17 protein-coding genes are annotated in these 14,907 nt (G+C 39.6%); 4 read left to right on the top strand and 13 right to left on the bottom strand.

What is annotated here, in order from left to right; genetic code table 11:
• Positions 1 to 26: 26 nt before the first annotated feature.
• Genes ASU31_RS25555 through ASU31_RS25565 form a run of 3 tightly spaced genes read right to left on the bottom strand, consistent with a single transcriptional unit; the run spans position 27 to position 3,756 of the window.
• The gene (locus ASU31_RS25555; protein ID WP_057935077.1) at positions 27 to 2,150 is read right to left on the bottom strand and encodes a xanthine dehydrogenase family protein molybdopterin-binding subunit; all 2,124 of its coding nucleotides are present in this window, start codon (positions 2,148 to 2,150) and stop codon (positions 27 to 29) included.
• Positions 2,151 to 2,152: 2 nt separating this feature from the next.
• Positions 2,153 to 3,136, bottom strand: a complete 984-nt coding sequence (locus ASU31_RS25560; RefSeq protein WP_057935078.1) for an FAD binding domain-containing protein — start codon at positions 3,134 to 3,136, stop codon at positions 2,153 to 2,155.
• The gene (locus tag ASU31_RS25565; RefSeq protein WP_057935079.1) at positions 3,133 to 3,756 is read right to left on the bottom strand and encodes a (2Fe-2S)-binding protein; all 624 of its coding nucleotides are present in this window, start codon (positions 3,754 to 3,756) and stop codon (positions 3,133 to 3,135) included. The genes ASU31_RS25560 and ASU31_RS25565 overlap by 4 nt, the downstream gene beginning before the upstream one ends.
• Positions 3,757 to 3,931: 175 nt before the next feature.
• Between ASU31_RS25565 and ASU31_RS25570 the strand changes: the two genes are divergently transcribed.
• Positions 3,932 to 4,582, top strand: coding sequence for a YceH family protein (locus tag ASU31_RS25570; protein ID WP_057935080.1), 651 nt, complete (start codon positions 3,932 to 3,934; stop codon positions 4,580 to 4,582).
• Between the two features lie 318 nt (positions 4,583 to 4,900).
• On the opposite strand, the gene fabF is transcribed toward ASU31_RS25570, so the two are convergent.
• The 5 genes from fabF to ASU31_RS25595 are packed head-to-tail and all read right to left on the bottom strand — an operon-like array spanning position 4,901 to position 8,292.
• Positions 4,901 to 6,151, bottom strand: a complete 1,251-nt coding sequence (fabF, locus tag ASU31_RS25575; RefSeq protein ID WP_057935081.1) for a beta-ketoacyl-ACP synthase II — start codon at positions 6,149 to 6,151, stop codon at positions 4,901 to 4,903.
• 11 nt (positions 6,152 to 6,162) lie between these two features.
• Positions 6,163 to 6,381, bottom strand: coding sequence for a DUF2798 domain-containing protein (locus ASU31_RS25580; RefSeq protein ID WP_057935082.1), 219 nt, complete (start codon positions 6,379 to 6,381; stop codon positions 6,163 to 6,165).
• Positions 6,382 to 6,395: 14 nt separating this feature from the next.
• Positions 6,396 to 7,166, bottom strand: coding sequence for an SDR family oxidoreductase (locus ASU31_RS25585; protein WP_057935092.1), 771 nt, complete (start codon positions 7,164 to 7,166; stop codon positions 6,396 to 6,398).
• A gap of 14 nt (positions 7,167 to 7,180) precedes the next feature.
• Complete coding sequence (locus ASU31_RS25590; RefSeq protein ID WP_057935083.1) at positions 7,181 to 7,666, bottom strand: PaaI family thioesterase; 486 nt, start codon at positions 7,664 to 7,666, stop codon at positions 7,181 to 7,183.
• Between the two features lie 38 nt (positions 7,667 to 7,704).
• Entirely contained in the window at positions 7,705 to 8,292 is a 588-nt protein-coding gene (locus ASU31_RS25595; RefSeq protein WP_057935084.1) for a TetR/AcrR family transcriptional regulator, read from the bottom strand.
• 124 nt (positions 8,293 to 8,416) lie between these two features.
• On the opposite strand from ASU31_RS25595, the gene ASU31_RS25600 reads away from it, so the two are divergent.
• The 3 genes from ASU31_RS25600 to ASU31_RS25610 all read left to right on the top strand — a co-directional run bounded on the left by ASU31_RS25600 (position 8,417) and on the right by ASU31_RS25610 (position 11,122).
• On the top strand, positions 8,417 to 9,328 hold the full coding sequence (locus ASU31_RS25600) for a helix-turn-helix domain-containing protein (RefSeq protein WP_057935085.1): 912 nt from the start codon (positions 8,417 to 8,419) through the stop codon (positions 9,326 to 9,328).
• A gap of 81 nt (positions 9,329 to 9,409) precedes the next feature.
• Positions 9,410 to 10,252, top strand: coding sequence for an SDR family NAD(P)-dependent oxidoreductase (locus ASU31_RS25605; RefSeq protein ID WP_057935086.1), 843 nt, complete (start codon positions 9,410 to 9,412; stop codon positions 10,250 to 10,252).
• An 18-nt stretch (positions 10,253 to 10,270) separates the two neighbouring features.
• Positions 10,271 to 11,122, top strand: a complete 852-nt coding sequence (locus ASU31_RS25610; protein WP_057935087.1) for an SDR family oxidoreductase — start codon at positions 10,271 to 10,273, stop codon at positions 11,120 to 11,122.
• Between the two features lie 290 nt (positions 11,123 to 11,412).
• Here ASU31_RS25610 and arsB read toward each other — a convergent pair whose 3' ends face one another.
• The 5 genes from arsB to ASU31_RS25635 form a co-directional block, all read right to left on the bottom strand.
• Entirely contained in the window at positions 11,413 to 12,474 is a 1,062-nt protein-coding gene (gene arsB, locus ASU31_RS25615; protein ID WP_057935088.1) for an ACR3 family arsenite efflux transporter, read from the bottom strand.
• A 1-nt stretch (position 12,475) separates the two neighbouring features.
• Positions 12,476 to 12,895, bottom strand: coding sequence for an arsenate reductase ArsC (locus tag ASU31_RS25620; RefSeq protein ID WP_057935089.1), 420 nt, complete (start codon positions 12,893 to 12,895; stop codon positions 12,476 to 12,478).
• Positions 12,896 to 12,914: 19 nt separating this feature from the next.
• A complete protein-coding gene (locus ASU31_RS25625) occupies positions 12,915 to 13,481 on the bottom strand; it encodes a DUF6428 family protein (RefSeq protein WP_057935090.1) in 567 nt (188 codons plus the stop codon).
• A gap of 37 nt (positions 13,482 to 13,518) precedes the next feature.
• A complete protein-coding gene (locus tag ASU31_RS25630; RefSeq protein ID WP_057935091.1) occupies positions 13,519 to 13,848 on the bottom strand; it encodes an ArsR/SmtB family transcription factor in 330 nt (109 codons plus the stop codon).
• A 397-nt stretch (positions 13,849 to 14,245) separates the two neighbouring features.
• Positions 14,246 to 14,907 (bottom strand): glycoside hydrolase domain-containing protein (locus ASU31_RS25635; protein ID WP_167346246.1); only part of this gene is annotated, 662 nt, incomplete at its 5' end.

Below are 14,907 nucleotides of genomic sequence, written 5' to 3' on the forward strand. Positions count from 1 at the left end.
TTTGTTTAGGATATTTAGAGAAGTAATTATGCCAAAATCTTATCTGGTGTAATTGGCAATGTTCTGATCCTTTTTCCGGTAGCATTAAAAACAGCATTGGCTACAGCTGCAGAAAAACCGATCAATGCAATTTCACCCATTCCTTTTGCACCCATCGGATTAATGTAAGGATCGGGTTTATTGATAAAGTTAACATCAATCTCTGGCACATCGGCATTTACCGGAACATGGTAATCGGCAAAATTATTATTGATATATCTTCCATAACGGTGGTCGACAATCGATTCTTCGGTTAGAGCCATGCCAATACCGCCAACAGCACCACCGAGCATCTGGCTTCGGGCAGTTTTTGGACTTACAATGGTACCTGAATCGCCTACATAAACGATTTTACTCACTTTTACTACGCCTGTAAGCGCATGAACCTTTACCTGCACAAAGTGGATGGAGAACGAATACATGGAGTAATTATCCCTCTCCTTTCCCCCTTGACTTTCTTTGGTTACTTCAATAGACGGAAGATTGTTCTTCTTTAATACATCAACAAAATTAGCCGTTGCATCCATATTTGAATTTGCAGCAAGTTCTGCAATGGCTGATTTTAACGCCACACAAACATCATTCACTGCTGAGCCAACAGTAGATAATGTAGCCGAACCACCCTGACTAGGCGCTGGTGGCAAAGAAGAATCACCCAGTTCGAATGTAATTTTATTTACAGGGATCTTCATTAATTTATTGGCGATTAAAGTCATGCCAGTTCCTGTTCCCGGGCCGATATCGCTTGTTGCACTTTGCAAAAGCAGCGATCCATCAGCCTTTAAAATGCCCTTCACACTGGCTTTACCTCTATTGGCGTTAAAAACGCCAACACTTACCCCATAGCCTGTCTGCCATGATCCTTCAATCAAACTGCCAGGCTTATTTTTCCGGTTACTCCACCCTATTTTTTCTGCGCCAATTTTATAAGCTTCTTTAATGTTTTTGCTCGAAAAGGGTTTGTTTTTTTGCTGATCGGTTTCAGGATCGTTTTTTATCCTGAAATCCAATGGGTCCATATCAAGAGCATGTGCCATTTCATCAATTGCACTTTCCAGGGCAAAAGCTCCTGTAGCCTCTCCTGGACCACGCATCCATATCGGTACACCAAGATCTACCGGAACGATGGCATAAGCGGTATTTACGTTATCGCATTGATACATAAACTTCGCCATGTTAACCACACCTTCGGTAAAGTTCTCGTAAGTTGAAGTTTCGCCATAAGCCCTGTGCGTAATCCCTGTTAATTTACCATCTTTATTTGCACCCAAACCAATGGTTTGTATAGCTGCAGGCCGATTACCGACCATTGTAAACATCTGCATTCTGGTAATCACCACTTTTACAGGCTTACCAATATGTTTAGAAGCCATCACCGTTGCAATTTCAAGCGGCCAGGTACGGAGTGCCATCCCAAAACCACCACCAACAAACTCCGAATTTACCTGAATATTCTCCATCGGAATTTTAAAAACATTTGCAATAGTGCCCTGGGTAGCTTTTACACCTTGTGTTTTGGCATAAACCGTAAGCTGGTTATTTGGCCTCCAATCGGCGATAATTCCATGAAGTTCCATCGGATTATGCGTTTCGATAGGCAGGAAATATCTTTCTTCGAGCTTCACCTCTGCGGTTTTATAAGCGTTTTCTATACCACGTTTATAGTCAGCCTGACCTTGAAGTTTTTTAGCTTTAGGATCTTTTAAAGCTTTTTCAAAATCGGTGTTAAAATCCTCTTTGACATAGGTTGCTTTAACCAATGAAGCCGCATAAGTTGCCCTTTCGAAGGTATTGGCCACTACAATTGCAATAGGCTGTCCATTGTAGAAAATTTTGTCGGTGTAAAAAATCTTCATCTGTGGTCCACCTTCCTGCTCGTAAGCAGCTGCCGATGGCTTATTTAAATGCGAAACCACAGCAATTACACCTGGTGCTTTTTCGGCCGCCTTGGTATCGAGTGCTGTAATTTTTCCTTTGGTAATGGTACTGGTAACCAAAACGCCATAGGTTAAACCTGGTAGTTCATATTCTGCAAAATATTTAGCCTGCCCCGTAACTTTTAAAATTCCATCTACGCGGTCGTTATCGTCTTTTAAAATTCTCTTTTCCATAACTAAACTTTTGATTTTGCAAGATTCAACGCCTCGATTATTGTATTGGGTGCCAGTTTAAGTTTAAAGTCATTTCCTCCAAAACCTTTTGCATCCTTCATGGCCAGTTGGGCTGCCTGTTCAAAATTCGATAAGGTGGCTTCTTTTCCTTTTAAGAAATTTTCGGATGCTGTTAAACGCCAGGGTTTGTGCGCTACTCCACCCATTGCCAATCGAATATCGGTAATTTTATTATTGTTGAGCTCAAATGCTGCTGCAACTGATACAAGAGCGAAAGCATATGAAGCCCGATCTCTAACTTTAAGATAATGGTAATTTTTAGCGAGGTTATTTACCGGAATTTCCAAACGGATAATCATTTCATTTGCTTTTAAGTTATTGTCTAACTGTGGGGTATCTCCTGCCAGACGATGAAAATCTTTAAATAGCATTTTTCGCTCTCCTTTCGCATTGGCCAATACCACTTCAGCATCTAAAGCCGTTAATGCTACACACATATCGCTTGGATGAACGGCAATACATTTCTCTGAAGTCCCGAAAATGGCATGCATGCGGTTAAAACCTCCCATGGCACCACAGCCTGTACCGGGTTGACGTTTATTACAAGGCATTTCGGTATCATAAAAATAGCCACAACGTGTACGCTGCATCATGTTACCGCCAACAGTAGCTACATTTCTTAGCTGGGCAGATGCTCCTGCCTGTAAAGCCCAGGAAAGTAACGGTAGTTTCTCTTTAATCAGGGCATGCTCTGCAACTGCTGAATTAGATGCCAAAGCACCAATATGGATTTTATTTCCAATCTGCTCAATCTGTTTTAGTGGAACATGATTGATATCGATGAGTTTTTCGGGTGCCGTAACGCCTCTTTTCATTAAATCGATTAGGTTTGTTCCACCCGCCAAAAATTTGGCATTTTTATCTTTTACCAATAAGGCAATTGCTGATTTTGCCGTGGTTGTTCTTAAATATTGAAAATTGATCACACCGTTGCTCCCCCTTCCTTAACCTCAATAATTGCATCAACTATATTAGGATAAGCACCACATCTACATATATTTCCACTCATATATTCACTTATTTCTGCTCTCGAACCAGTATGCCCTTCGCGTACACAGGCCACGGCCGACATAATCTGACCAGGCGTGCAGTAACCACATTGAAAACCATCATGCTTGATAAATGCAGCTTGCATGGGATGCAAAGTTTCTCCGTTGGCTAAACCCTCAATGGTGGTGATTTTCTTTCCCTCATTCATCACTGCTAAACTCAGGCAGGAATTTACCCTTTGTCCATCAACATGAACGGTACAAGCACCACACTGGCCATGGTCGCATCCTTTTTTAGTCCCGGTTAGGTGTAATTCTTCACGCAAATAATCTAAAAGCGTTACCCTGGGCTCAACCATAGTTTGATATGCTTTGTTATTTACGGTAAGCTTTAATGGGATTTTCTCGAAAAGTTCTGCAAAGCGTTCATCGGCCTTATTTTCTGCTGCTTTAACCGCAACACCAGGCGTTAGTGCAATGGCTGTAATTACCGAACTTTTTTTGAGGAAATCGCGCCTGCTATCACCCTCATTTGGTTTCTGATCGGAAGATTTCATAATTGAATATTTAAGATATTGGGATGTACTCCTAAGTTCGCTATTCTAAAGTTCAGAATGTAGCAATTCAGAAATTTAGAATTATTCTATCGTTAATATTTTTATATAACTCACTAGAAATAAATCATTAACAAAATAATTTTCAAAATGTTCAACCAATTTATACTTTTATAACATGGACAACGTAAAACCACTTCCCGATTTATCAGCAGAAGAACAACGCATTTTAGGCGCATTAATAGAAAAAAGCCGCACCACGCCCGATTATTACCCAATGACTTTGAATGGTTTAACTGCCGCATGCAACCAGAAAAGCTCAAGAAATCCGGTGGTAAATTACGATGAGGAAACTATAACTTTAACACTAAACCAACTTAAAATAAAAGGTTTAATCTCCACTGCTACAGGAGGATCAAGCCGCGCAACTAAATACAAACATAACCTGGCAATTGTTTATCCTTTATTGCCTTCGGAGCTGGCCATTATCTGTCTTTTACTTTTACGCGGACCATTAACACCTGGTGAAATCAATAGTAACTCAGGAAGATTATATGAATTTGAAAGCATAGAAGAAGTTTTAGAACAACTTCAGAAACTATCGGATGAAGAACCTGCATTTGTAAAACAACTGGCAAAAAAAGCTGGACAGAAAGAGGCTCGTTTTGTTCATCTTTTAGGCGAACAGGCCGAAACCACTTCAGAACCTGAAACCGAAACGATAAGCATACCGCAATTTGACCCTACTGAACTGGAAAATAGAATAGAAAAATTGGAACTTGAAATTGAAGAATTAAAAGAACTGGTTAATTTATTAATGGATAAGTAATAAGTTCATTAGTTCATTAGGCATTGGTTCATTAGTTTGCTGCCCATCGGCATAACCAAAGTGATTAACACGCTGAGCGTAATCGAAGAACGTTACATTGCATTTTCCGTGCTATCTGCATTCTTCACGTTAGAAAATATTAGGGTCGTAGCGAGACGCTAAGACCAGTATAAGATCTTACATAACAGATCTCTCCATTTCGTTGCACTCCAGTCGAGATGACGACACGATTTAAACCTATCTCAAACAAAAAAAGTGCTTGGCGATTAACCAAACACTTTATAGAATCCCTAATTAAGCTGGGAATGATAAAATCAATTAAGCCTCATACTTTTTAAAAATAGTACTGGCGGTATGTCCACCGAAACCAAAAGTGTTATTTAACACATAATTAATTTCCTTTTTAATACTTTCTCCCAACACAAAATTCAATCCTTCTGGAATGTTTTCGTCAAGATTTTTGGTATTAATGGTTGGAGGAACCACATTATCTCTTATCGATAATATACTGATGACACTTTCCACCGCTCCGGCAGCACCAAGTAAATGACCCGTCATCGATTTAGTTGCACCAATTAGAACAGGCAAACCATTGAATACAGTATTAATTGCCTGTAGCTCACTTAAATCGCCTAAGCCAGTTGAAGTGGCGTGTGCATTAATATAATCGATTTTATCAGCAGTAATTCCGGCATCTTTTAAAGCTTTTGTCATACCCAAAGCCGCACCAATCCCATCAGGCGGGGTACCGGTTAAGTGATATGCATCAGCTGCCATTCCACCACCAATAATCTCGGCATAAATATGTGCACCACGTGCTAAAGCATGATCCAGATCTTCTAAAACCAATGCCCCTGCACCTTCACTCATCACAAAACCATCTCTATCGGCATCAAAGGGTTTCGAAGCCCCTTGAGGATCATCGTTATTTTTAGATAAAGCCTGAGCGGCATTAAAGCCACCTACAGACGACTTGGTCAACGCAGCTTCAGAACCGCCAGCAATCATTACACTTGCTTTTCCTAAACGAATAGTATCGAAAGCATTGATAATGGCTGTATTAGATGATGCACAAGCAGATACAGTACAATAATTTGGTCCACGCAATTTATGACGGATGGAAATGGCTCCGGCGGCGATATCGACAATCATTTTCGGAATGAAATAAGGATTAAACCTTGGTGTTCCATCACCTGCATGAAATTCTTCCAGCTGCGCTTCAAAAGTACCGATCCCACCGTTTCCTGTTGCCCAGATTACACCAACTTCGGCCAATTGATCATCGGTCATTGCAGTAAAATCTAATCCCGAATCCTTTATCGCCTGATCACTTGAACCGATTGCATATTGGGTAAAAAGGTCGTACTTTTTAATTTCTTTTTTCTCCAGGTATTCTTCAGGATTAAAATCCTTTACCTCGCCCGCAAAGCGGGTTTTGAATTTACTGGCATCAAATTTTGTAATGGCACCGATGCCACTTTTTCCGGCCAATATCTGTTGCCAAAACTGCTCAACGGTATTACCAAGCGGTGTTATTGCACCTAAACCTGTTACTACTATTCTTTTCATTTTAATAATTTTTAGTCAATATTCTTGAATAAATAATCGACCAATGATTGTATGCGTGGGGCAATAATTAATATAGCAGGGACAGCTACAATGTAAGAAATGCCCCATGATTTTAACCAAACTTTCATAAAGATCGATGTAAATCCAAGATTAACACTTATGGCCGCGAAAGTAACTATTCCTGTAGTAAAAACCGCCATAATAAATGCAAATGCTAGCTTCTTTTTCATCCCTGCTATATTTTTTAATTCTGTACCGAATCAACCCAGGCTTTTCTGTTGGCATTCATCACATTCAGGGCATCAACGGGCGATTGTCTGAACAATTCATAAATTTTAGCGGTATCACCCACCCTGATTTCAAATTCATCATTGGCTAAAGCAGCCAAGAGCTCATCGGCTACAACAGATGGTTTAATGCCGTTATGACCGCCAATTTCTTTTGAGAATTCAGTATCCACCAATGGCGGCATCAATTCGAAAACCTTAACAGCAGTTTCTTCTAAACTTAACCTTAACGAAGTGCTGTAAGAATGTAATGCCGCTTTACTAGCTGCATAAGTTGGTAAAGTAACTCCAGGAACATAAGCCACAATAGATGAAACGTTTACAATAGCTGATTCGCTCTGTGCTTTTAAAACAGGCAGCAATTTTTGATTGATTCTGATAATTGACAAATAATTGGTCAACATTTCATCTTCCGCATTGGCAAAAGCGTCTTGATTGGGGTCAGCCAAATTATATAGGATTGCTCTTCCTGCGTTATTAATCACGATATTTAATTGAGGAAAATCGGCTTTGATACGGGCTACCAATTGATCTACATCTTCAGCCTTGCTTACATCAGAGAGAATGGTAGTTACATTTTGTAATGATGCAGCAGCTGCATCTAGTCGTTCCTGGTTTCTACCGGTTATAATTACGTGATTATCTAAAGCAGTTAACTGTTTTGCAATTTCTAAACCGATACCAGCTGTTCCGCCGATCAATAAAACGGTATTTTGTGAAGTTTTCATTTTATATTTTTTTTTTAAAATTTTAAGATTAAACAAGTACTCACTGCGTGAGCGTAAACGTTATTATTTTCATCAACTAATTGTGCTTCTACCAAGGCGGTACGTCCACCAAGGTTGATCACCTTCCCTACAGTTTTTAGTTTCCCGGTTTGGATGGTAACGGCTTTCAGGAAATTTACCTTCAGCTCTAAAGTGGTATATCCTCTTCCGGCGGGTAAAAGCGAATGGATCGAACAGCCCATGGCCGAATCTAAAATGGCCGTAATTATGCCTCCATGCACGGTACCGATCGGGTTGTAATGAAATTCCTGAGGCGTAAATTCGAAAACCACATTGCCTTTTTCGATCAGACTTACACTAAAATCCAAAGTATGCAATAATGGCGGTAGTGGAAATTTATGATCGCTCATGGCCCGCAGATAATCGACACCATCCATCTGCATAGCTTCCTTCGCTCCTTTCATCGGGTCTTCCCAAGTTATTGTTCTGGTTCTTTTCATAATAAAATACCAATCGGTATATTTTAATTTAAAAATTTTTAGCTGAGGCTATTGATATATTTTTTTAACGATTCCATAATTAAATTCCAATGCGCAGGTTTGTTGGTCAACCTTGAGATCATGATGCCACCTTCTATTATAGCGATAATTGTTAATGCAACCTGCTCTGGATTGTGATCTGCATTAATTTCTTTAACAGAAATACCTGTTTCAACCAGTTTAGCAATTTTATTTTTCCAGCCTAAAACTGCTTTCAAAACTTTTCCCCGCAATTCGGGATGGGTATCATCAGCGTCAACTGCGGTATTTAAAACAGGGCAACCTCCTTCTGATACTGAACCGTCAATAAATTTTTGGTAAATATTGATATACACCAAAAGCTTGTCCTTTACGCTGACTTGTTTGTTCATGTCAGCATCTATCCTCGATGAAACATTTTTCAGGTTATAATCAAAAGCCGCCAGTGCCACTTCATCCTTATTGGCGAAGTTACCGTAAATACTGCCTTTGGTTAAACCCGTGGCAGCAGTAATATCATTTAAAGAAGTGCCTGCATAACCTTTCATATTAAAAATAGGTGCGGTTTTCTCTACAATAAAATTTCTTGTTTTTTCTGCCTTGGTCATGTTCTTTTAAATTGACAGTGCAAATATATACCAATCGGTATATTTAATGCAAATATTTTTATCATCGAAATCTCCTTTTAATTACAGTAATTTAGTTTACGTTTGAATTTTGTAACTTTGATTTATGAACAAGCCAGAAACCATTGAAGATTTTTACCAGAACAAATTCAGTTTCTTACCAGACAACCTACAGAATGGCGTAGGCCATTTTAACGTTTTCAAGTTAGAAGATTGCTTAAGGGATGATCATAAACCAATGAGTTATAACCGCAGGGATTATTACAAAATATGCCTTACCCGCGGACATAATGTTTACCATTATGCGGATAAAAGTATTGAGATTAATGGCACCGCTTTAATCTTCTTTAATCCACTTGTACCTTATACATGGGAACTGGCCAGTGGTAAACAAAGCGAGGTTACAGGCTATTTCTGCATTTTTACTGAGGCTTTTTTTACTGAAAAGATCCGTGGAAACATAGGCGATTTGCCCATGTTTGTGCCTGGCGGGAAACCAGCGTATATTTTAGATGAAAAACAAGATGCTCAAATAGAAAGCATTTTCAATAAAATGTTTGAGGAAATCAACACCGATTACATCTATAAATACGATCTGCTCAGAAACTATATTACTGAAATTACACACTTTGCGCTAAAAACACAGCCATCTGAAACGCTATTTAAACATACTGATGCCAATACCAGGATCACTTCTGTTTTTACGGAGTTATTAGAGCGCCAATTCCCCATCGAAACGACTACGCAAAGGCTTACCATGCGCTCAGCCAAAGATTATGCGTCACAACTTTCGGTACATGTAAACCACTTAAACCGTGCAATTAAAGAAACCACTGGCAAAACTACCACGCATTATATTACTGAGCGTTTATTAAGCGAAGCTAAAGCTTTGCTCAAGCATACCGACTGGAATATATCAGAAATAGGTTATTGCCTCGGTTTTGAAGAGCCTACCCATTTTAATAACTTTTTTAAAAAACTAACTAACCACACCCCCACTTCATACCGAATTGTTTGAATTTCGTAATCATAAGTTTGATTAACGTAATAAAGCGAATTCATTTGTACTGTAATTTTGTCTTAATAAAAAGAAAAAACTATGGGCAAGAAAAAAGTTTGGTTTATTACCGGAGCTTCAAAGGGCTTAGGATTAAGTTTGGTTCATCAGTTGCTAAATGCTGGCCAATATGTTGCGGCCACATCAAGAAATATCAGTGAACTTAAAAAAGCAGTAAATAATGATAGCGGAAAATTCCTTCCTCTGGCCGTTAACCTCGCCGACGAGCATAGCGTCGAGGATGCTATAAAGACGACTATTACAAAATTCGAAAGAATCGATGTAGTTATCAATAATGCAGGTTACGGAATCGGAGGCAGTATCGAAGAGCTTAGCGATGCCGAAACACGTAACAGTTTTGATGTTAACGTTTTCGGAACACTGAATGTCATCAGAAAAGCTTCACCTTATTTAAGGGCACAACGAGCCGGACATATCATCAACATTGCATCAATTGCAGGTATTGCAGGCGCAACTGGCTGGGCGGTATATGCAGCAGCAAAATCGGCTGTGATTGCATTATCCGAAGTATCGGCAGAAGACCTAAAAGAATTTGGCATTAAAGTAACCGTTGTGGCTCCTGGTGCATTCAGAACCAGTTTCTTAACCACTGATTCGTTGATTTTGGCTGCCAATCCAATTGCCGAATACGAAGAAGTGCGGGCAATACACAGCAAATATCTAAAAATGGACGGTCAGCAGGTCGGTGATCCCGAAAAAGCTGCTGCCGCGATGATTTCACTGGCAAGTATGCCTAATCCACCCCTTCATTTACTTTTAGGGAACGACGCTTTTCAAAGAGCAACCAACAAGTTAGAATCGCTACAAAAGGAATTTAGAGACTGGAAAGCAATTACAATTTCAACAGATTTCGACAAAAATTAATTCAATAGACAAAAAATTATGGAAAATCAGAAAGTATGGTTTGTAACAGGCGCATCAAAAGGCCTGGGACTTACATTAGTAAAAACATTATTAAAAAGTGGCCTTAACGTTGCTGCAACTTCAAGAAACCTGAGCGACTTAACAAAAGCAGTTGGCGAACACGAAAACTTCTTGCCGCTAGCGGTTGACCTAATCGATGAAAACAGCGTAGAAGCAGCAGTTAGTCAAACGATTAGCAAATTTGGTCAGTTAGATGTGGTGGTAAACAATGCAGGTTATGGAATGCTTGGTGCTTTAGAAGAATTAAGCGATAAAGAATCACGTCAAAATTTCGACGTGAACGTTTTCGGTTCGTTAAATGTAATCAGAAAGGTACTTCCTCAATTGCGAAAACAACAATCAGGTCACATTTTCAATATTTCTTCAATCGGGGGCTTTTCAGGTAACTTCCCTGGCTTCGGAATTTATTGCGCTACAAAATTTGCAGTGGTAGGTTTCACCGAGTCGTTAGCTGCCGAAGTAAAATCAATGGGCATCAAAGCAACAGTTGTAGAACCCGGTTATTTCAGAACAGCATTCCTTACTGAGGGATCGTTAGCAGTGCCAAATAAACCAATTGATGCCTACAAAGAGGTGCGCGACTCACAAGCAGCACACCAAAACGACATCAATAACCAACAGCCAGGCGATCCGGCCAAAGCAGTTGAGGTGATTATTGAAGCTTCAAAAAGTGAAAACCCACCGCTTCATTTATTCTTAGGCCCCGATGCTTATCAGGTAGCTGATGGAAAAATTGCAGATGTACAAAGAGATATGGCCAATTGGAAATATCTGGCAACTGCCACTAATTTCGATGAGGTAATTGCATAGTATCTAGATCAATCGTCATTTCGAGCGGACCCGATAGCTATCGGGTGCAACGAAGCCGGGAACCCGAAGGCTCTGCGAAGCAAAATCTTTCTGGATAGATCTCTCCGTTTCGCTGCGCTTCAGTCGAGATGACGATTTTTCTTTTGGAGTCTGTTAATGGTAGGTTAGTGGAAGACCCTTTTTGATATATTAAAAGCACTTCGACTCCGCTCAGTGTGACAGAAATGTTAAAAAGAAAATAATTGGATCAAATTTCAACAGGCTATTACAACTCTTTAAAATATATCCTCCTAATTAAAATATATCCTCCTAAACCATTGCGCCAGGTTAACCAGCGCAATTAGTGCAGGTACCTCAACCAACGGACCAATCACACCGGCAAATGCCTGCCCGGAGTGGATACCGAATACACCTATTGCTACAGCGATGGCTAATTCGAAGTTATTACCAGTTGCCGTAAACGCAATAGCGGTACTCTTACCATAATCTGCACCGAAATACCTGCCCGCAAAAAAACTGATCACAAACATGATCATGAAATAAATCACCAAGGGTAATGCAATTCGCAGTACATCCATCGGAATCTGCACAATTAGTTCTCCTTTCAAACTAAACATCACTATAATGGTAAATAACAAAGCAATTAAAGTTATGGGAGAAATCAACGGTACAAAAATGGAGTAAAACCAGTCTTCGCCTTTCCACTTGATCAATACTTTTTGACTTAAAATGCCGAGTACAAACGGAACCCCAAGATAAATCCCTACACTTTTTGCAATTTCTGCAATAGAAATTGATACAGAAAGGCCTTTTAAACCAAAAATGGGTGGTAAAACCGTAATAAAAAAATAAGCAAATACACTGTAAAGCAATACCTGAAAAATACTGTTCAGGGCAATTAAACCAGCAGCATACTCTCGGTTTCCATCGGCAAGTTCATTCCATACCACCACCATGGCAATACATCTGGCAAGACCGATCATAATTAAGCCGACCATGTATTCAGGATAATTATGTAAAAATACAATGGCCAGGAAAAACATCAGAATCGGGCCTATTATCCAGTTTAAAACGAGCGAAGTACTTAATATTTTTACATTTTTAAATACTTCGCCTAAATTCTGGTACTTAACTTTTGCTAATGGCGGGTACATCATCAGGATCAATCCGATGGCCAGAGGAATGTTTGTACTCCCGCTCGAAAATGAATTGATCAAAACCGCTGATGAAGGGAACAAAAAGCCTAAACCCACCCCCAATAACATGGCTAAGAAAATCCACAGCGTTAAATAACGATCTAAAAAGCTTAGGTGTTTTCTTTGAGCTGCAGGTGCACAAATATTTGCTGACATATTAGCGTTTTAGGTTTTTGTTTACAAAATCTTCCATGTAAACCTTTACCAGATCTCTTGTATTTCTAAATTCGGCCATGATTTCTTCATCGGTACCTACGGCTTTTGCAGGATCGGGAAAATTATGATGCAGTTTTATAGCCTGCGTTGAGAAATATGGGCAACTTTCTTTCGCATGGTCGCAAACGGTAATCACATAATCGAAAGGCACATCAAAATACTCCTCAATATTGTTCGAGGTTTGACCTGAAATATCGATTCCATCTTCGGCCATTACTTTTATCGCCCTTGGGTTAACGCCATGAACTTCGATACCAGCACTGTAAATTTTGGCCGTGTTTTGGGCGAAATGCTTCAAATAACCTTCTGCCAGTTGGCTTCTGCAACTATTTCCGGTGCAAAGCACCAATACATTTTTCATTCCTATAAATTTTGAATCATTAACAACATCCACTTCCTGGAGAACAACTATTTTGATCAGCTGCCAGATTAACCAATTCGACCTTTTGCTTTATTGGTTGAGCAGGCGCACAACATTCTTCGCCTGTTTCGGTGGTGCCACAGCTTCCGCCACGATTAATCGCTTTACATTGGGTTGCATCAGGTGTTAGATCCAAAATCAGGTTTTCCCCATCAATTTTAAATTCACCTGGAAACATCTGCCTTGTATCGAATGCAGAATTACCAAATTCAATTTTCACAATTCCATTGGGGTTTAAAGAGATTTTGCTTTCTACCAAATTGATAATGGATAGTGCTTTTTTCACCTGCATGGCCCTACCCGTTTCTTGCTCGCTAGGTTCCCATAGCTGTACAATAATTTCAGTCCAGGCGTTCATCACGCCTCCACAATCTACCGAAACAATCGGTGCCTGTTTAATTTCAGTGATGTGATAATTGGCATTTACACGCTTGCCTGGAGCATATTGAAACTGTAACACTAATTCTGGATGTTGCTGAAGATCAGCCTTAAAGCTGCTCCATTCTATTGAAGATGTATTGATCATAATATTGCAATTTAACGATTGATTTAAGTAAAAAATTTTAACAGCAGTTTTGCCCGCCCTTATATGCAGCAAAGAAATCGCCCAGCTGTGTTTGTAATAACTTCCAGGTTTTAGGTTCTATACAATAACAAATACTCACCCCCTCGATAGTGCCTTGTATAATACCTGCATTTTTAAGTTCTTTTAAATGCTGAGAAATGGTCGCCTGAGCTAAGCCGAGCTCCTCAACCAAATCGCCACAGATACAGGTATTCGATTTAAGGATGCGTTGAAGAATCGCAATTCGTGCAGGATGAGCCATTGCTTTTAATAACGCTGCCATCTGGTTCTGTTCTTCGGTGAAGATTTCTGTTTTGGTAAGTCCCATAATTTTATATCGCAATATTACGATAGATAATTTAGATATCAAAATTTATTTTAATTACAGGTTTTCATCAAAAACAGATTACATAGAGAAAGAGTTGGTGTGTTTTTTAGCCACGGAGGCAAGGAAAAACACGGAAATTTGGTTAATAATGGCCTTCAACTTCACTCCGTTATCAATATAGAAAATTTAATAAAAAGTATCGTCATCTCGACTGGAATGCAGTGGAATGGAGAGATCTATCTCGAGATAGATTTTGCTTCGCAGAGCCTTCGGGTTCTCGACTATGTTCCACCCGATAGCTATCGGGTCCGCCCGAAATGACGACATTCGAAGGGTAAACAAAAAAACCGTTAACTAAAATTAGTCAACGGTTCAATTTGTACAGGGATGAGAAAAATTATTTTTTAGGTTTTGCGCTCATGTAAAAAGTAAGCTTTCCGCCATTGGTGATATCGGCGTGTTTGATTTTATGATCGGTAATTTCTTTGCCGTTCAATAAAACTTTCTCTACGTAAACATTTTTATCGCTTTGTTTAATTGCCTCAACCGTAAATGTTTTACCGTTTTCTAAGTTAATTACAGCATTATTAACCAACGGACTGCCTAACGAATATACATCAGAACCTGGCGCTACCGGATAAAAACCTAAAGAAGAGAACATATACCAGGCGCTCATCTGTCCACAGTCGTCATTTCCCCCCAAGCCGTCGGCTGTAGGTTTGTACTGCATGTTTAAGATGTGACGGATCTGCGCCTGCGTTTTCCATGGCTGATCGGTCCAGTTGTAAAGGTAAGCGATATGGTGTGCAGGTTCGTTACCATGTACATATCCGCCAATAATACCTTCACGGGTAATGTCTTCTGTATGTGCAAAAAACTCATCGGGTAAATGCATCGTAAACAAAGTATCTAAACGGGTTGCAAATTTCTTTTTGCCGCCCATCATTTCAATCAGCGAAGCCGGATCTTGAGGGACAAAGAAACTGTAGTTCCAGCTATTACCTTCAATAAACCCTTGTCCTTCGGTATCTTTTGGATCAAACTCCTTTTTAAAAGTAC

This window comes from Pedobacter ginsenosidimutans, from assembly GCF_001442625.1.
GTDB classification, from domain to species: domain Bacteria; phylum Bacteroidota; class Bacteroidia; order Sphingobacteriales; family Sphingobacteriaceae; genus Pedobacter; species Pedobacter ginsenosidimutans.